Annotated in this window: 13 protein-coding genes; 8 read left to right on the top strand and 5 right to left on the bottom strand. The window is 71.6% G+C overall.

Features of this window, described 5'->3' with window-relative positions:
* The first annotated feature begins 5 nt into the window (after nt 1-5).
* The 3 genes from K4G64_RS10080 (at nt 6) to K4G64_RS10070 (ending at nt 3861) form a co-directional block, all read left to right on the top strand.
* The gene (locus K4G64_RS10080; RefSeq protein WP_221755677.1) at nt 6-272 is read left to right on the top strand and encodes an SDR family oxidoreductase; all 267 of its coding nucleotides are present in this window, start codon (nt 6-8) and stop codon (nt 270-272) included.
* Nucleotides 273-491: 219 nt separating this feature from the next.
* Nucleotides 492-1805: an ATP-grasp domain-containing protein gene (locus K4G64_RS10075; RefSeq protein ID WP_221755676.1), complete on the top strand. Its 1314-nt coding sequence runs from the start codon at nt 492-494 to the stop codon at nt 1803-1805.
* A gap of 16 nt (nt 1806-1821) precedes the next feature.
* Nucleotides 1822-3861 (top strand): CocE/NonD family hydrolase, encoded by a 2040-nt coding sequence (locus K4G64_RS10070; protein WP_221755675.1) that lies wholly within the window; start codon nt 1822-1824, stop codon nt 3859-3861.
* Between the two features lie 7 nt (nt 3862-3868).
* On the opposite strand, the gene K4G64_RS10065 is transcribed toward K4G64_RS10070, so the two are convergent.
* Nucleotides 3869-4792: a phosphotransferase family protein gene (locus tag K4G64_RS10065; RefSeq protein ID WP_221755674.1), complete on the bottom strand. Its 924-nt coding sequence runs from the start codon at nt 4790-4792 to the stop codon at nt 3869-3871.
* A 248-nt stretch (nt 4793-5040) separates the two neighbouring features.
* Between K4G64_RS10065 and K4G64_RS10060 the strand changes: the two genes are divergently transcribed.
* The 4 genes from K4G64_RS10060 (at nt 5041) to K4G64_RS10045 (ending at nt 11433) form a co-directional block, all read left to right on the top strand.
* Complete coding sequence (locus K4G64_RS10060) at nt 5041-5445, top strand: DUF779 domain-containing protein (RefSeq protein ID WP_221755673.1); 405 nt, start codon at nt 5041-5043, stop codon at nt 5443-5445.
* Between the two features lie 702 nt (nt 5446-6147).
* Nucleotides 6148-7341, top strand: coding sequence for a cytochrome P450 (locus K4G64_RS10055; RefSeq protein ID WP_260460262.1), 1194 nt, complete (start codon nt 6148-6150; stop codon nt 7339-7341).
* Entirely contained in the window at nt 7325-8329 is a 1005-nt protein-coding gene (locus K4G64_RS10050) for a (-)-alpha-amorphene synthase (RefSeq protein ID WP_308122309.1), read from the top strand. Before K4G64_RS10055 ends, K4G64_RS10050 begins: the two co-directional genes overlap by 17 nt.
* A gap of 194 nt (nt 8330-8523) precedes the next feature.
* Nucleotides 8524-11433 carry an AAA family ATPase gene (locus K4G64_RS10045; RefSeq protein ID WP_221755672.1) on the top strand — a complete coding sequence of 970 codons (2910 nt, stop codon included), beginning with the start codon at nt 8524-8526 and terminating at the stop codon, nt 11431-11433.
* A 69-nt stretch (nt 11434-11502) separates the two neighbouring features.
* Here K4G64_RS10045 and K4G64_RS10040 read toward each other — a convergent pair whose 3' ends face one another.
* Nucleotides 11503-12984 (bottom strand): MFS transporter, encoded by a 1482-nt coding sequence (locus K4G64_RS10040; protein WP_221755707.1) that lies wholly within the window; start codon nt 12982-12984, stop codon nt 11503-11505.
* A gap of 199 nt (nt 12985-13183) precedes the next feature.
* Here K4G64_RS10040 and K4G64_RS10035 point away from each other — a divergent pair, with 199 nt between their 5' ends.
* Nucleotides 13184-13789 carry a response regulator transcription factor gene (locus tag K4G64_RS10035; RefSeq protein ID WP_308122308.1) on the top strand — a complete coding sequence of 202 codons (606 nt, stop codon included), beginning with the start codon at nt 13184-13186 and terminating at the stop codon, nt 13787-13789.
* A gap of 232 nt (nt 13790-14021) precedes the next feature.
* Here K4G64_RS10035 and K4G64_RS10030 read toward each other — a convergent pair whose 3' ends face one another.
* The 3 genes from K4G64_RS10030 to K4G64_RS10020 form a co-directional block, all read right to left on the bottom strand.
* Nucleotides 14022-15425 (bottom strand): cytochrome P450, encoded by a 1404-nt coding sequence (locus tag K4G64_RS10030; protein ID WP_221755671.1) that lies wholly within the window; start codon nt 15423-15425, stop codon nt 14022-14024.
* 132 nt (nt 15426-15557) lie between these two features.
* Complete coding sequence (locus K4G64_RS10025; RefSeq protein WP_221755670.1) at nt 15558-16661, bottom strand: FAD-dependent oxidoreductase; 1104 nt, start codon at nt 16659-16661, stop codon at nt 15558-15560.
* A gap of 170 nt (nt 16662-16831) precedes the next feature.
* On the bottom strand, nt 16832-17995 hold the full coding sequence (locus K4G64_RS10020; RefSeq protein WP_221755705.1) for a substrate-binding domain-containing protein: 1164 nt from the start codon (nt 17993-17995) through the stop codon (nt 16832-16834).
* Nucleotides 17996-18055 lie beyond the last annotated feature (60 nt).

The raw sequence follows: 18055 nt of genomic DNA, 5'->3' as shown, positions 1-18055 counted from the left end.
CGTCGATGCCGCCGGTCACCAGCGATGACAAGTCCGTCGCCGTGCACCTGGCCAGGCGGGGCGCAGGTGCCGACGTGGGGGCACCCGGCCCGACCTGGACACCGCTGAACGAGGCGGATCCGCACATGCCGCCGGACGGCCTCGCCCCCATCGGCGGCGAGTCCCCGCCGGAACGCGCGGCCCGGCCCGAGGAGATCGCCCCGACGTACGTCCGCCTCGCCTCCGACGCCGACTCCCGCTGCACCGTGGGCGAGGGTAGGCGGCATTGCTGACCAGGATGTTCAGCGTCGTAGGCCGGTTCGTCCACGGCTCGGCCCGAAGCTTCGGGCGCGCCGTCCTTACCCGCCCTGCGTTCCCATGGGAGCGGCGGGCATGTTCCCTGCCGTCCGGAACGTGGTGCGGTGTCCGGAGCGGCCTGCCGGCAGGCGCCAGGGGTACTCCGACGATCTTGCAAGCCGGCCTTCGGGCCGTACGTCGTCGAAAGGAGAGCCGTGTCTGACGAGACGGTGAAGAACGTCTTCGTGATCGGGCTCGACGAGGCCAACCTGCCCACGCTTCAGCAGGTACCGGGAGCCGACCAGCTGCGTTTTCACCAGCTGCTGACGATCGAGGAGCTCCAAGTCGGCGAAGTGGACCTGCCCGCGCTGCTCGACAAGGCCCAGGGCGTGCTCGACGCCTTCGACGGCGGCATCGACGCGATCGTCGGCTACTGGGATTTCCCGGTCAGCACCCTCGTCCCGATCCTGAGCGAACGCTACGGCACCCGCAGCACCAGCCTGGAGTCGGTCGTCAAGTGCGAGCACAAGTACTGGAGCCGGCTGGAGCAGCAGAAGGCCACCGACCGGCACCCGCCGTTCGGCCAGGTCGACCTGTCGGCCGAGCCTCCACGCCCGCCCGAGAACGTCAGCTATCCGATGTGGCTCAAGCCGGCCCTCTCGTATTCCTCGGAACTCGCCTTCGGAGTCGGTGACGAGGAGGAGTTCCGCACGGCGGTCGCCGAGATCCGCGACGGCATATCCCGCATCGGCCGCCCCTTCGAGCACATCCTCGAACGCATCGACCTGCCGCCCGAGATGAACGGCGTGGGCGGCCGGGTCTGCCTCGCGGAGGGGGCCATGTCCGGCGTCCAGGTGGCCGTCGAGGGCTACGTCCACAAGGGCGAGGTGACCGTCTACGGGGTCCTGGACTCCATCCAGTACCCGGACTCCTCCTGCTTCCTGCGCCACCAGTACCCCTCGATGCTGCCGCCCCCGGTCATCGCGCAACTGCACGACGTCAGCGAGCGCGTGATGCGGCAGATCGGCATGGACTCGGCCACCTTCAGTATCGAGTTCTTCTACGACCCGCGGACCCGGGAGATCAACCTGCTGGAGATCAACCCCCGGCACTCCCAGTCGCACGCGGAGCTGTTCCAGTACGTCGACGGCGTGCCCAACCACCACTGCATGGTCCGTCTCGCCCTGGGCGAGGATCCGCACATGCCGCACCGCGAGGGCTCGTACGCGATGGCGGCGAAGTGGTACCACCGCTGGTTCACCGACGGTGTGGTGCGCCGGGTGCCGGGTCCCGAGGAGATCGCCCGCATCGAGCGGGAGACACCCGGGGTGCGCATCGAGGTGATTCCCGCGGAAGGTGACCGGCTCTCGGACCTCCCCGGGCAGGACAGCTACAGCTATGAGCTGGCGCACATCTACACCGGCGGGGCCGACGAGGCGGAGTTGCGGGCGAAGTTCGACCACTGCGTGGCCGCCCTGGGCCTGGCCTTCGAGGAGGCCCCGGCCGAGGCCGACGCAGCCGAGAAGTGAGGAGCACGTGGGTTCCATGCGTTACGTGACCAACCTGCCGTACGAGACGAAGGAGGAGGAGCACGTCACGATCCCGATGTCCGACGGGGTCCGGCTCTCCGCGCACATCTGGCGCCCCACCTCCTCGGACCAGGAGCCGGTGCCGGCGGTGCTGGAGTACATCCCGTACCGCAAGCGCGATCTGACGGCCGTGCGGGACTCGATCCACCACCCCTACCTCGCCGGGCACGGCTACGCCTGCGTCCGCGTCGACCTGCGCGGCACCGGTGACTCGGAGGGCGTGCTGCGCGACGAGTACCTGGAACGGGAGCAGGCGGACGCCGAGGAGGTCCTGGCCTGGCTGGCGGAGCAGCCCTGGTGCGACGGCGGCACGGGCATGATGGGCATCTCCTGGGGCGCGTTCGCCGCGCTCCAGGTGGCGGCCCGCCGGCCGCCGTCCCTGAAGGCCATCGCCATCGCCTCGTTCACCGACGACCGGCACGCCGACGACATGCACTACATGGGCGGCGCCCTGCTGTCGGACAACCTGGCCGAGGCGGGCACCATGTTCGCCTACGGCACCTGTCCGCCCGACCCGTCCGTGGTGGGCGAGCGCTGGCGAGAGATGTGGCACGAGCGGCTGGAGAACACCGAGCCGTGGGTCCTGGAGTGGCTGCGCCACCAGCGCCGCGACGACTACTGGCGGCACGCCTCGGTGTGCGAGGACTACACGAGCGTGCAGTGCCCGGTCCTGGCCTCCAGTGGCTGGGCGGACGGCTACTCGAATGCCGTGACCCGGCTGCTGGGGAACCTCGACGTGCCCCGCAAGGGCCTGATCGGGCCCTGGTCGCACAAGTTCCCCCACCTCGGGGAGCCCGGCCCCGCGATCGGCTACCTCCAGGAACTCGTACGGTGGTGGGACCACTGGCTCAAGGGCGTCGACAACGGCGTCATGGACGGGCCGATGCTCCTGGCGTGGATGCAGGACAGCGTGCCGCCCTCCACCTCCTACGAGGAGCGGCCGGGCCGCTGGGTCGGCGAGCCGCACTGGCCGTCCCCGCACATCCGGCCCGAGACGCACCCGCTCACGCGGCACACGATCGGGCCCGCCCAGGACGCCACGGCTGTGCCCTCCGAGGGCGGCGCGGCCATGACCGTGCGCTCGCCGCTGTCCGTCGGCCAGTTCGCGGGCAAGTGGGCCTCCTACAACGCGCCCCCGGACCTGCCCTACGACCAGCGGGAGGAGGACGGCGGTTCGCTCGTCTTCGACAGCGAACCGCTGACCGAGCCGGTGGAGATCCTCGGCTCGCCGAGCGTGGAGCTCGACCTGTCGGTCAGCGAGCCGGTGGCCCTGGTGGCGGCGCGGCTGTCCGACGTGAGCCCCGACGGCGCCGCGACACGCGTCTCGTACGGCATCCTGAACCTGACCCGCCGTGACAGCACCGAGTCTCCCGAGCCGTTGGAGCCGGGCCGGCGCTACCGGGCCACCATCCCGCTCAACGGTGTGGCGCAGGCGTTCCCGCCGGGCCACCGCATCCGGCTGTCCCTGTCGACGTCCTACTGGCCGCTGGCCTGGCCCGCGCCGAAGCCGGCCCTGCTCAGCGTCCACGAGCACTCCAGCACGCTCACCCTGCCCGTGCGGCCGGTGGAGGAGCCGGACGAGGTGCCGTCGTCGCCCTTCGGCGAACCCGAGGGCACTCCCCCGCTCGCCATGACCCAGGTGACGCCTCCGGAGGAGCGATGGGAGGTCAAGCGGGATCTGATCGACTACCGCTCCGAGCTGGACATCGTGAAGGACCGGGGTACGGTCCGCTTCGAGGACATCGGCCTGGAGGCCGGCCGCCGGGCCCGCGAGCGCTACACGGCGGTCGCCGACGACTTCACCTCGGTCGGCGGCGAGACCACCTGGACCATGCGGTTCCGGCGGGACGACTGGGACGTACGGGTGGTCACCCACACCCGGCTCACGTGCGACGAGACGGACTTCTTCGTCGACGCGACCCTCGACGCCTACGAGGCCGACCGGCGGGTCTTCTCCCGCACCTGGAACGAGAAGGTCGCCCGCGACCTGCTGTAGTGCGCCGTCACCGCAACAGGGCGGCGCACCAGCGGAAGTGCCCGTCCTGCGGGCCCGTGCCGAAGAGGTCGTACGTGATGAGGGCGTAGGCCTTCCGGTAGAGCTCCAGGACCTCTTCGGCATGGCCCAGTTCGCGGGCGAACAGACGGGTCAGCTCGGCGGTGTGGTGGGCGGCGTCGGGTCCGTACATGTCCCAGACGGCGGCCGTGACGGCGGCCTCGAAGGCGGGGTCGCCGGCGGTGGTGCAGAACCCGAAGTCGAGGACGGCGACCGGGTGTCCGGCCTCGTCCAGGTGGATGTTGGGCGGCACCAGGTCGCCGTGGACGACACTCTCGGGCCGGTCGGGCAGCGCCCGCAGCGAGGCAGCGGTACGGGACACGACGCCGGCCAGTCCCGGCACGTGCGCGGCGAGGGCGTCCCGGTTGCGGCCGGCGGCTCGTTCCACCAGGGCGGCGAGCGCGTCGGGGAAGCGGGAGTGGCCCTGCCACAGCGGCCGGTCGTCCCCCTGGATCACCAGGCGCCGCATGACCTCGCTGCCCGGCACGGAGGCCAGTGCGCGCAGGACGGTGAGCAGGGCGTCGGTCTCCCGGCGGGGCAGGTCACGGGCGGGCCGCCTGCCGTCCCCGTCGGAGCGCAACGGGCTTCCGCCGAGCTCCAGTTCATAGCTGACGAGCACCCCGTCGTGCTCCTCGGCGTCGAGGATCCTCGGCGTGCCGAAGGGCAGGGGATGACGGGCGATGTCGGCGTAGAGCCTTCGGGTGAGGTCGAAGTCCTCCGGGGCCCGCCCGGCCCACACCTTGGCCACGGTCCCGTCCCGGAGCCGGTAGACGGTCCCCTCCGTGCCGGAGGCGAGCCGCCGGGCGCTCGGGTATCCACGCCGGGCGAAGTACTGGACCCAGCGGTCGGGCCCCTGCACGTCGGTCTCGGTCATGCCCGGCATTCAACCAGCGCCCCTGATCAGGTTCGCGGGCAGGATCCACCAGGCGTTCGGCTACGGCCGCCGAGCGGCGGTTCGTGGCCGCGTACCGCAGGGGTGACCGGCTGACCGGTCCTGCGCGGCGGGAACGGACCGGTCTACCGCTCCCGCCTTGTGGCCCTCCCCCGTACGGCGGCGGATACTGGGGGACTCGCGAAACGGACCCCGGTTCCCGACCCCACCGTCACCGCCAGGAGGAACTCATGACCGTGCGCACAGGACGTGTCGAACTGACCCCCGCCGCCGAGGAACTGCTGCGCCGGCTGACCGGGATGCACGGGCCGGTGATGTTCCACCAGTCCGGCGGATGCTGCGACGGCAGCGCCCCCATGTGCTATCCGCGCGGCGAGTTCCGGGTCGGCGCCTCGGACATCCTGCTGGGGCACGTGGCCGGGGACACCCCGTTCTGGATGAGCGCGGACCAGTTCAGGTACTGGTCGCACACCCATCTCACCGTGGACGTGGTGCCCGGCCGGGGCAGCGGCTTCTCCCTGGAGGCCCCTGAGGGCGTCCGCTTCCTGCTCCGCTCCCGCCTCCTCACCGACGAGGAACTGCGCAGCCTCGACGCGGAACCGCCGCTGCCGAACGGGGTGGACCACACGGCCTAGGGGGCCCGTGTACACGTCCCGGGTCTCCGGCGATGTCGACGCTCCTCGTGCCGCCGTCCACCGGGCGCTGGTGAGCGCGGAGGCGATCGCGCACCGGCGAGTGCCGGTGCTCGCGTTCGAGACGGCCGACCCGGCGCTGGGCGCCATGACGCTGACGACGACGCTCACCGACGCCGAGGGCGGCGGCACCGAGGTCCTCATGGTCCACGAGGGTCTCTCCCCGACGCCTTGCCCGCCGCCGCCAACGAGACGGGCACGCGCATGGCCCTGGCCAACCTGGCCCGGCTCGTCGAGGCCGACGGCTCCTTCTGAGCCGACGGCCGACCGCACGACGGCACCGCCCGGTCCTACGCGACGGCATTCCTCGCCCGATCCGTGTATACGGAAAAGATGTAAAGGTGCTTCGAGACGCCGAAGTGACGGAAGGAGACCACCTGTTCGCGTGGTGTGTATCGGTAATGATTCACCCAGTGCTTCCCCGTGCACCCGTGCGCCCCCTTGGAGAAAGGGTTCACCAAGTCGGCGGCCGGCTTGTACTGGGCAGGACATGAGGCAAGCGCCACATCGGTGAAACGTCACCGTTTTCAAAGGTCGACTGAAGCAGGTGGTATTTCGATGAACAGTTGCGTTCCTGAATCGGAACAGGCATGGACGGCTGGTACTGCTCCCGGCATATTCCCATCCATCGGCCACGGTATCGCCTTGTTCCGCCGCCCGCTGCAGTTTCTGAATTCTCTGCTCTCGCAGGGCGATCTGATCGAGATACGCCTGGGCCCGCGGCGGGCGTGGATGGGGTGTCACCCCGAGCTGGTCCACCGGATGCTCCGCGACACCCGGCAGGAGGTCGATGTCAGTGCCGCCACGCTGGGTCTGACGACCCGGCTGATCAGCCGGCTCCTGCTCTCCGACTCGCTCACCCCGGCGGCGGCCGACGAGGTGCGGAACTGCCTCGCCGCCATCATGCGCGGCCTGTTCGTGCGCATGATCGTGCCGGTGGACGCGCTGTTCCGTCTTCCCACGCCCGCCGACCGCCGCTACCGGCGCGCGGTGGAGCGGGTGCGCGAGCTCATCGACGCGGCGATCGCCGAACGCCGCCGGGGCACCCCCCGCGACGATCCGCTCGGGCTCCTGCTGCTGGCCGCCGAAGCCGGGGACGGCGGGGCCCCGGTCACCGACCGGGAGGTCCACGACCAGTTGGTGTCCCTCCTGCTCACCGGTTCCGAGAGCCCGTCGATGTGCCTGGCCTCCACCTTCAGCCTCTTGGCGCAGCACCCGGAGGTGGAGCGGCGGTTGCACGCAGAGGTCGACACCGTCCTCGCCGGCCGGTTACCCGGCGTCGACGACCTGCCGCGCCTGGTCTACACGAGGTCCGTCCTCACCGAAACACTGCGCCACTCCCCGCCCGGCTGGTTCTTCACCCGGGTCACGACCCGGGAGACGGAGCTGGCCGGACGCCGGCTGCCGCGGGGGACCACGGTCCTGTACAGCCCGTATCTCCTGCATCACGACCCCGCGTCGTTCCCCGAGCCCGAGCGGTTCCTGTCCGAGCGCTGGCTGGAGGGCGAAGCCGCCGTCGGTCCGCACGGGGCGCTGATCCCGTTCGCAGCGGGCATCCGCATGTGCATCGGCGACCTGTTCTCCATGGCCGAGATGACCGTGGCCCTGGCGACCGTCGCGGGCCGCTGGCGGCTGCGGCACCCGGCCGGGCGCGTCGCAGCACCGCGCCCCGGGGCGACGCTGGGACCGAGGGCACTGACGATGATCTGCGCATCACGAACGGACACACCGGACGGCACCGCACCGCACGCCGCCGCCCTCACGCCCGGAGCCGCGCCGACGGCGTCCGGGGTGGAGAAGACCCGGAGGGACGGTGACAACGGTGTGCACCACACATGAGGAGAGGGCGGCCGTCGCGCAGGACGTGATTCCCGCTGCCACCCTGGTGGAACTGATCGACGCCCACCTCTACATGCCCTTCCCGTTCCGCCGCAATCCTCAGGAGCAGGCGGCCGCGGCGGGGGTCGACGACTGGCTGCGCGCAACCGGGCTGAGCGACGAGCCCGGGGTCGCGGCCATGATCTCCCACACCCGTCCGGCCGAGCTGGCGTCCTACAACAGCCCGGACGCGGACCCCGGCATCCTGCAGCTCGTCGCTCACCAGATCGCTTACCAGTTCGTCTTCGACGACCGGGCCGAGGAGGTCGGCCGGCACCGGCCCGGCCAGCTGCTGCCGATGCTGTGCGAGAGCATCGCGGTCCTGCGGGACGGCGCACCGCCCAGTACCCCGCTGGGAGCGGCCCTGTCCGACCTCTACCGGCAGATCCGCGAGCGGTGCACACCGGCGCAGGCCGCGCGCTGGGCGTGGAAGAGCCGTGAGTATGTGCACGGACTGCTCTACGAGGCGGTGGCGCAGGCCCATCCCTCGCCGCTGCGGTCAGAGCTGTGCACCTCGATACGGTCACTCACCGCGGGTGTCGAGCCCTTCTACCCGCTGTGCGAGGCCGCGCAGCCGTGCGAGCTGACCTCCGGGGAACTCCACCACCCGCACATGCGGCGTCTGAGCCGGCTGTCGGCTGACGCGGCGGTGTGGATCCCCGACCTCTTCTCCTCGGTCAAGGAGCAGCGGTCCGGGGAAATGATCAACCTGGCCCTCGCCTACCAACGGGCCCACCACTGCTCCCTGCCGGTGGCCGTCACCCTGGCCATCCAGCAGATCAACCGCACAATCCGCGAGTTCGAGACGCTCTACGCGGAGATCGAACCGGAGTTGAGCTCTTCGGGCGTCGGCTATGTGGAGGGCATGGCCGGCTGGATCCGCGGCTGCTACTACTGGTCGCGCACCGTGCCGCGCTACGCGGACGCGGCGGCTCCGGCGCTGCCGTGAGGAGGCGCTTCGTCAGGCCGCGGAGCGGGTGCCCATTCGAGCTACGCTACCCGCGGAATCCGCACTTCACGCGGCTTTAGCAGGTCATTTCATCCTTCTTCGTCGCGCTCGTTCCGGAATCCGGAACGAGGCCCATCGGGAGGCGTACGCTCGCGCTGCCTCCCGATGGCCGACGACAGGAAGCGGTACGGCACATGGCGCATGAGCTGCGGCAACCCACGCCCGAGGACCGGCCGTTGCTCGAACGACGCAAGGAGCTCCGGGCGCTCGACTCGGCGTTGACCGGCCTGCGGGGCTCCGTCGACGGCGTGCCCCAAGCACCCCGGGGCGGGCTCCTCGCCTTCACCGGACCCGGAGGCATGGGCAAGACGGCCCTGCTGCATCAGGCCCGGGCCCGCGCCCGGGCGCAGGGATTCACCGTGCTGTCGGGCAGGGCCGGTGAGAAGGAGCAGGAGCTGGCCTTCCACCTGGTGCGCCAGGTCGTCCAGCCCGCGCTGGCGGCGATGGACGAGCAGGAGCTGCGCACCTTCCTGGGCGGCTGGTACGACATCGTCGCCGCCGCGCTCGGCCTGGTCGCGACGCCGAGCGGCCATGTGCCGGACCCCACCGGGGTCCGTGACGGTCTCGACTGGGTGATGACGCGCCTCGCCGTGATGAAGGCGCCCGTCGTCCTGCTGCTGGACGACCTGCACTGGGCGGACGTCGAGTCACTGAGCTGGCTCGCCTCGTTCGCGCCCCGGGCCGTGGACCTGTCGATGCTGATCGTCGTCGCCTTCCGGCCCGAACTGCCCCTCGAGGCCGCCGCCTTGAGCTCACCGTCCACCGATCTGGGGAACCGTCCCTTCACCCTGGAACCGCTCAGCGCCACGGCCGTGGCACGGATGATCCGGGACGAGGTCGGCGAGGAGGCCGAGGACGCGTTCTGCGAGGAATGCTGGGAGGTCACCGGAGGCAGCCCGTTCGAGGCCGTGGAACTCTCCATCAGGCTCGGCGAGCGCAAGCTCCGGGGCACCGGTGACGATCTGCCCGCGATGCGCGACCTCGCGGCAGCGGTGAAAGGGCCCGGGCTGATCGAGCGGCTCCAGGGCTTCGGCACCACCACCGTCCGCTTCGCCTACGCTGCGGCGGTCCTCGGGCAGGCCATCTCCCCGGAACTGGCCGCCCGGATCGCGGCGATCGGCAGCACGGCGGCGGCCGAGGCCACGGAGGAGCTGCGCACCGCCCGCATCCTGGCCGACGGCGAGGGGCCCGGCGGAAGTCTTGAGTTCGTCCACCCGCTGATCGCCACCACGATCTACCGGTCCATCGGGGCGAGCCTGCGGGAGGGCATGCACAACTCGGCCGCGGTGGCGGTCAGGGCGGCCGGGCTCGGTCACGCCGCCGCTGCCCGGCACCTTCTGGAGGTGCCCTGCGAGGGCAGCTCAGAGGCGGTGGCCTGTCTGCGGGAGGCCGCCCGTCAAGCCCTGCATTCGGGTGCCCCGGAGGCGGCCCGGCGGCTGCTGAACCGGGCGCTGCAGGAGCCGCCGCTGCCGGAGGAGCGCGCCGCGCTGCTGCACGAACTCGCCTGCGCGACCTTCCTCATCAACCCCACGGCCACCGTGGCGCATCTGAGGGAGGCGCTCGCGGAACCGGGCATCGACCCCGAGCTGCGTGCCTCGATGGTGTACCGGCTGACCCAGGCGCTGGCCCACACCGACCGGATGGCGGAGGCCGCGACGGTGGCCGCCGAGGAGGCGCAGCGGGCCGCCGCCCATCCCCGGATCCGGCTTCGGATGCAGGGGGACCACTTCGTGTGGAGCGCGTTCCGCACCGACGAGGCGGACTCGGCGGGCCGTTCGCGAAAGCTGGCCCGGCTTGCCGACCGGCTGTCCGGCCGCGGTCTGGAGGAGCGCTACATCCTGGGATCGCGTGCCTGGGACGCGATGATGTGCGGCGAGCCCCGGCAGAAGGCACTCGCCTACGCCGAGGAGGCCCTGCGCGGCGGGCTGAGCTGGACGCATGAGAACCGGGGCTTCGAGGTGCCCGTCTCGATCGCGCTGGTGTTCATGTACTGCGACCAGCCGCGACGGGCCGAGGAGCTGTTCGCGAAGGGCATGGCCGAGTGCGAGTCGAAGGGCTGGCGCGGCTCCCATCTGGCGCTGGGCCAGACGCTCTCCGGGTACATCCGGTACCGCCGCGGCTGTCTGGCCGAGGCCGAGAACCTGGTGCGGGAGGGCCTGCGCATCGCCGACCGAGTGGAAGGCGGCGTACCGGCCCAGTGGTTCGCCATCGGCATCCTGATCCAGACCCTCCTGGCCCGCGGCCGCGTCGTGGCGGCACGCCGGCTCGCCGACACGTACCACTACGGCGACATCATCCCGAACGCCGTCATCTTCCCCGACCCGCGCACCGTCTACGCCGAGCTGCTCCTGGCGGAGGGCCGGCCCGACGACGCCGCTCCCCTGCTGTCCCGCGTCGGCGAGTGGCTGGAGGGCCGGGACTGGCGCAACCCGGCGTGGTGCCCCTGGCAGTTGGGGCTGGCCTCGGCTCTGTCCCGCAGCGCGCCCGACCGGGCGGTGCGCCATGCGCGGGACGCCGTGAAGCGGGCCCGTGACTTCGGCGCGGCATCGGCGATCGGCCAGGCTATGCATGCGCAGGCGGAGGTGACGGGCGGTGAGGCGGGGCTCGATCTGCACGCGCAGGCCGTCGACCACCTCCAGCGGTCGCCCGCCGCGTACGAACTGGCCCGTGCACTGGTGGGTCACGGCGCCGCGCTGGCCCGCGCCGGGCGGCTGCACGACGCCGCCGACCGGCTCTACCAGGGCCTGGAAGGAGCCGTGCACTGCGGTGCGGAGGGCCTGGCCGCCCGGGCGAGGCGGGAGCTGTCGGCGGCCGGGCTGCGGCCGCTGCCCCTGCGCTACCCGCAGACGGACACGCTCACCGCGCAGGAGCGCAAGGCCGCCGAGATGACGGCACGGGGCCAGGCCGCGGCGGTCGTCGCCGAGGCACTGCACCTCACCGAGCAGGGTGTGCGGCAGTTGCTGTCGTCCGTGTACCGCAAGGTCGGCACGGACGCGGCGGGCCTGGCCGAGGCCTTGGAGACGTTCCCCCGGCCACGGCCGTGACCGTCGGGGGTGCCACAGCCCGACGGAGAGCGGGATCGCCCCGACTTCCCTTCATGGATCGGGCGGGCCTCACATCGGGCCGGGGCTCGCTCCCCCCTTGAGGCGTTCCAGGTCGGAGGGGCGAACCTGGATGACGACCAGGGCGATCAGCGCGGCGACCGCGGTGAAGATCGCCGCCATGATGAAGGCGGCCGAGACTCCGGCGGTGAGGATCTCGTCGGACCAGGGCTTGGGTAGTTGCCCGGTGCGTTCGAACCGGATGCGTTCGGCAGGGGTCGCCTGCCGGAGGAAGTCCGGGATCTGCTTGTCCGCCTCGTTGGTGCTGGCCGTGCCGTACATCGTGACCAGGATGGACAGGCCGAGGGAGCCGCCGACCTGCTGGGTGGCGTTGAGGAGCCCCGAGGCCGCGCCGGTCTCCGGCGTAGGCACGTTGGACAGCGCCATGAGGGTCAGCGACACGAACTCCATGCCCATGCCGAGGCTGAAGACGAGCATCGGGCCGAGGACGCTGCCCGCGTACGTGGAGTGAACGTCGGTCAGGGTCAGCCAGGCCAGGCCCGCCGCCGCCAGGATCGCGCCGACCACCATGAACGGCTTGGGTCCGTAGACGGGCAGGAACCGCGAGGCCAGTCCGGCGCCGATGGCGATGACCGCGCTGACCGGCAGGAAGGCCAGTCCGGCCGCGAGCGGGCTGAACCCGAGCACGTTCTGCACGAAGAGCGTGAGGAAGAAGAACATGCCGAAGATGGCGGCGGCCAGGCACAGCATGATGCCGTAGGTGCCCGCGCGGTTGCGGTCGGCGAACATGTGCAGCGGCGTGATGGGCTGTTTCGAACGCCTCTCGACCAGGATGAAGACCGCCAGGATGATGACCGCTCCGGCGAACGAGGCGAGGGTCAGGGGGTCACGCCAGCCTTCCTGCGCGGCTCTGATGAAGCCGTAGACGAGCAGCACCATGCCCGCGGTGGAGGTCAGTGCGCCGGTGATGTCGAAGCGCCCGGGGTGGCGTTCGGACTCCCTGATGTAGCGCGGTGTGGCGAGCACGATAAGCAGGCCGATGGGCACGTTGACGAACAGCACCCACCGCCAGTTCAGCCACTCCACCAGCATGCCGCCGGCGAGCAGGCCGATCGCGCCGCCTCCGGCGGAGACCGCGGCGAAGACTCCGAAGGCGCGGTTGCGTTCCGGTCCCTCGCGGAAGGTGGTGCTGATCAGGGCGAGGGAGGTCGGGGAGGCGATGGCTCCGCCGACGCCCTGCAGTGCGCGGGCGCCGAGGAGTTGGCCTGCGTTCTGGGCGAATCCGCCGAGCAGGGAGGCGAGCACGAAGAGCAGCACGCCGAAGACGAAGACGCGCCGGCGGCCCAGGATGTCTCCGGCCCGGCCACCGAGCAGCAGCAGGCCGCCGAAAGTGAGGGTGTAGGCGTTCACCACCCAGGACAGGCTCGTGGTGGAGAACTCCAGGGAACTCTGGATGTGCGGCAGCGCGATGTTCACGATGGTGATGTCGAGGACCACCATCAACTGGCAGGAGGCGATGACCAGCAGCGCCATCGCGTTTCCACCACCACCGGATTCCCTGGAGGTGGTCGCCTGTGGTGAAGCCGGCTGCGGGCTGCTGCCTGCGGTGTCCACCGTTCGACGGTACGCCCGGGCCCCCCACCCCACCACTCGGACTGAAATATCAGCGAAGTGCGGCGATAATCCGATCAAGGCGGCCCAGTGGCCCGCGTACGGCGCAGTGGGAGGGACAGTGATCCGTGTTCTTCTCGTCGAGCGGACCCGTCTCGTGCGGGGAGCGTTCGCCGCTCTGCTGTCGCGGGAGGACGACATCGAGGTCGTCGCCGAGGCCGACGGCGACGGTGACGTCCTCGCGCGTGCCCTGGTGTACCGGCCGGACGTGGCGGTGATCGGCGTGGACTCCAGGGAGGGCGAGGAGGTCGCCGTCCGGGGCGAGCTGCGGGCGCGGCTGCCGGAGTGCCGGATGCTGCTGATGATGGCCTCGACGACACCCGAGCGGCTGCGCCGCATGCTCGATCTGCACGCCGCCGGTGTCATCAGCACCAATGCCCCGCCGGACCGGCTCGTCCACGGCGTCCGCAAGCTGGTGAGGGGGCAGCGGTTCGTCGACCCCGAGTTCGCGCTGGCCGCGCTGGACGCGGGGGCGAATCCGCTGACCCCGCGCGAGGTGGAGGTGCTGCGGCTGACCGCCGACGGTACGCCCACCCGGGAGATCGCCGAGCGGCTGTGCCTGTCCGCGGCGACGGTCCGCAACCATCTGTCGGCGATCACGCGGAAGACGGGCGGCCGCAATCGGATCGACGCGATCAGGATCGCCACCGAGTCGGGCTGGATGTGAGCCCCACGCCCCCCGTTCCGCCCCCTGACAGAAGAACGGCCGGGCAGGTCCATCGAGGTGTACCTGCCCGGCCCCCGCGGGCCCTCGCGCCCTGTCCCGGGATCTGATACGAGCATCCCAGAGCGGGCGCGCCGCCCACCAGCACCGTTTGTCACGCGTCCGGCGTGAAAGGGTCATCCCGCGACCGTGACGAACGCCGGTGCGGGATGGTCGTTCGGCTCGTTCTCCCGGGTCAGCGGCCGCCTCGGATGAGGCCTGTCAGATAGCGCCACAGCGAGGAGCGCTGCCGGGCGGCCGGGTCCGGCAGGACCTCCTCGTTCACCCCCGGCGCGGGTTCCTCCGCCCAGGGCCGCGGCGGCGGCGCGGAGGCCAGTTCGTAGTGCACGGGCAGGGAGCGCAGGCCGCGCATGAACGGCGAGGAGCGCCAGGGCAGTTGGTCGGCGGGCAGGGCCAGGTCGAGGTGGTCGAACCGCTCGAAGAGGCGCCCCACACCGGCCGCCGCGACCACCGAGGCGAGCTCGCGGGCCGGGCACTGGCGCGGTCCCGCTCCCCAGGACAGGTGGGCCCGGGTGCTGATGGCGGTGCCCGACGCCACGTGGTCGGCGAAGAGCGGGTCGGCGTGGGCCGCCCCCGGGGAGACCCACACCGGGTCACCGGCCCGGATGGTGTGGTTGCCGAGCGGGGTGTCCCGGGCCGCGAAACGCGGGACGAAGTTGACCAGGGGCGGCTTGCGCATGACCACCCGGTTCATGGTCTCCCTGACCATCCCGGCGGACAGGCTGGCGCGCACGCTCCCCTCACCCGAGATGACCTCCACGACGGTGTTGGAGATGAGGATGCCGACGTGGTCGGAGGTCATGCCGAGCAGCATGAACAACTCGCGGGCGAGGTGGTCGAGCGGCAGGTCCGGGTGGGCGGCCAGCAGGTAGGAGGGGAAGTCGTCGCCCGGCTTCTCCAGTTTCAGCGCGGCCAGTTCGGCCAGCGTGGCCAGCAGGCGCTCCAGGGCTGCCTCGGCGTCCGGGCCCGCGTCGAGCACGCGCCACATGTCCATCAGCGCGTCGTCGCCCTGCGAGCCGGGGAAGCCCAGCAGGTGGCTGGCCACCATCAGCGGCAGCGGCCGGGAGAACTGCGCGGACAGGTCTGCCACGCCGGTCCTGCCGCCCTGGCCGACCAGGGTGATCAGTTCGTCGGCGTAGGCGGTGACGGCGGCCTTCAGGCGCTTGGCCTGGGGGTGGCGGGGGTCCTGGAAGGGCTTGAGGGCGACGTCCCAGGCGGTGCGCAGCGGCCGGTAGCCGGCGCCGCCCTGGATCAGGATGTGGTTGACCTCCAGGGAGGGTCCGAGCGGCCAGTCGGCCGGCACCCTGCCCTCGGAGCGGGCCCGCCAGTTCTCCAGGCCCTTGGGCCAGCCGTCGTCGTCCTGGAGCACCTGGAGCGACTCGCGGTAGCCGAGGACCAGCCAGGCCGGCACCCCCAGCAGATCGACGGGCGCGACCGGGCCGTGCCGCTGCCGCAGCCGCTCGTACACGAGCGCGGGACGCGTCTCGTAGTCCCTGGTCAGCAGCGGTTCGGGAGCGAGATCCTCCAGACTCGTGCCGTCCAGGTCCACGGGTCCGCCGTGACCCCGCTGGGATTCCATCGTCTTGCCACCCTCCGACACGCGCTGTACCGGACCACCGTCAGCCGGTAGCCGGAAACGGTGGGGACCCTACCCCAGGCTGAACTCGCGGGTAACGAGGGGGTGGGGTGGCGAGGACGGCCAGGTCGCGGATCAGGCCGCCGTGTAACCGAGTTGACGGCGCATGTAGGGCGTCATGAGGCTCTTCGCCTTGGCGAGGGTGGTGGTGCGGCTGCCGAGGACCGCGGACTCGCCGCCCGGGGCGGGCAGCACGGTCAGACCGTCGGCGGGGCCGAACGGCACGATGAGCGGGGTGCGTCGAGTCGGCCGGTACAAGCGGGGTTCCCTGCGGTGCTTGCCGGAACTCCGCAGGTAGGTGCGGATGTTGTGGGCGGCGATGTCGGCCTGGGCGAGGGCGGCAGGGGTGATCTTGAGTTCGCTGACGTCGTTGACGTCGCCGACGGCGAACACGTCCAGCCTGCCCTCGACCCGGAGCGTCCGGTCGACCTTCACGTGCCCGGCGTCGAGCCAGTCGCCGTGCCCGGCCAGGCGCAGCCAGAGCGTGTTGGGGGTGGTGCCCGTCGCCCAGAAGGACAGGTCGGCCTCGACGATCGTGCCGCGGGCGTCGCGGTAGGTGCCGAAGTCGGTGCCGGGCGACATGAAGGAGTCGAGCCGTACGTCGATGTCGTGGGCCTCCAGCCAGGCCAGCGCCTTCCGCCCGGGGCGGGCGCTGCCCGTGGAGTCGAGCAGCGCGGGGCCGGAGTGGGCGAGCGTGACCCGGGCGTCCGGGCGGGCGAGGCGGATCTCGGCGCTGAGTTCGACGCCGCCGGGGCCGCCGCCGACGACCAGGACATGCTCGGCAGCGGCGATGCCGCGCTGGTGCTCGGCGAACGACTTGGCCGCTTCCTCGGTGGTGGTGCCGGTGAAGCGGGCCGGCTCGGGGTAGTCGGCGCCGGTGGCGATCACGACCACGTCGTAGGGCAGCCGCTCGCCGGTGGCGAGGACGACCTGCCGCTCGGTGGTGTCGACGCGCACGGCCTTGCCGGTGGCGACCCGGCCGTGGCGCAGCAGTCGGTCGTAGGGGATGAAGGGAGTGTGCGTCCACTCGGGGTGCACTCCGGCGCGCAGGGAGGCGACGCGGTGGAAGAAGACCTCCTTGCGGTCCACCAGCGTGACCCGGGCCGTGTCGTCGAGCCGTCTGGCCAGCCGGACACCGGCGTAGCCGCCGCCGATCACCACTACGTCGCCGTCGTACACACCGAGTCTCCTGTGCCTGGTGGGGGGAGCGAGGGCCGCCGCGGACGGGCTCCGCTCGGATCGACCCTCGGCGGCCGGCCACTCGACTGACGCGACAGTAGCGCTTGAAACCTAAAGGGATTCCGACGTTCGGTGCATGTTCCGTGAAGAGATCGGGACCTGACCGGCCGTCACTTTCCCCAGATCTTCCGGTAGGCCTCCCGGTACCCCGACGGGTCCCAGGTCGAGGCGCCTTCGCTGTTGTCGGCCGTGGCGATGTGCACGGGGGCCACATATCCGCTGTCGGGCCGGCCGGAGAAGGCGCGGTTGAACTCGTCGACGATCTGCCAGCCCTGCAGGGACAGCGGCTCGGGCACGGTCGCGGCCTGGTACTGCTCGTTGTTGACGCGCTGGAAGGCGGACGGGTCGCCGTCGCCGGCCCCGATGTTGTAGGGCGGCCCGGAGCCCTTCTCGCCGGCGGCGCGGAAGGCGGGGGCGGCGTCGGCGAAGTACAGGTCATTGATGGCCACGGAGTGGGTCCAGCGGTCCTGGAAGCGGGAGAGCAGGGAGGAGATCTCCCGGGGGGTGCGGCTGCTGGCGTCGGGGATCGGGATGTTCTCCACCGAGAGCAGCCGCACGCCCTGACAGCTCGCCAGCTCCTGACGGATCAGGTCGGACTTGTTGCGCGCGAAGGGGATCGAGGCGTCGGTGATGAGTACGACCCCGGCGCGGCCGCCCGAGTCGGAGATGATCCACTGCGCGCTGATCCGGGCCACGTCCTGGACGCGGGTGGTGACGTTGGTGAAGAGGTCGGGCCGCCGGCTGGGGCCGGGCTCGGGGACCGCGTGCCAGCCGATGAGCTCGATGCCCTGCGCGCCCGCCCGGGCGGCCTGTTGAGCCGTCGAATCGGGGTCGAACCCGCCGATGACGATCCCCGAGGGCCGCAGGGCGACGGCCTCGCTCATGGCCGCCTGGATGCCGGCCGGGGTACCGCCGCCGTCGATCACCCGCACGTTCCAGCCGATGGTCCGCGCGGCGTCCCGCACCCCGTTGGCGGCGCCCGCGACACCGGGGTTGGTCATCGTCTGGGCGACGAAGACCAGGGTCTTGCCGGACACCGCCTCGGGACCGGCGGTGGGTCCTCCCCAGGGGATGTCGGTCCGCTCCGCCCGGGCGACGGCTTCCCGGGCCCGGGTGTGGACGGCGGGGCAGCCGCTCGGGCCCGTCGCGGTCTCGTCCGCGCCGTCGGAGGAACCGCGTTCGCAGCCGGTCAGGGCGGCGGTCGTGGCCAGCAGGGCGCAGGAGGCGAGCCGCGCGGTGCGGACTGCGGGTGCGGCCTTGCGGGTGCGGTGCACGGGAGCTCCAGTGGGGGGATCGACGCGGCGGGGCCGAGCGGCTGCCCCGCCGTCCACACC

This window comes from Streptomyces sp. WAC04114 (assembly GCF_019733245.1).
GTDB lineage: Bacteria > Actinomycetota > Actinomycetes > Streptomycetales > Streptomycetaceae > Streptomyces > Streptomyces massasporeus_A.
Note: the sequence above shows the minus strand (reverse complement) of the source record. Positions and strands in the feature narration are given on the sequence as shown.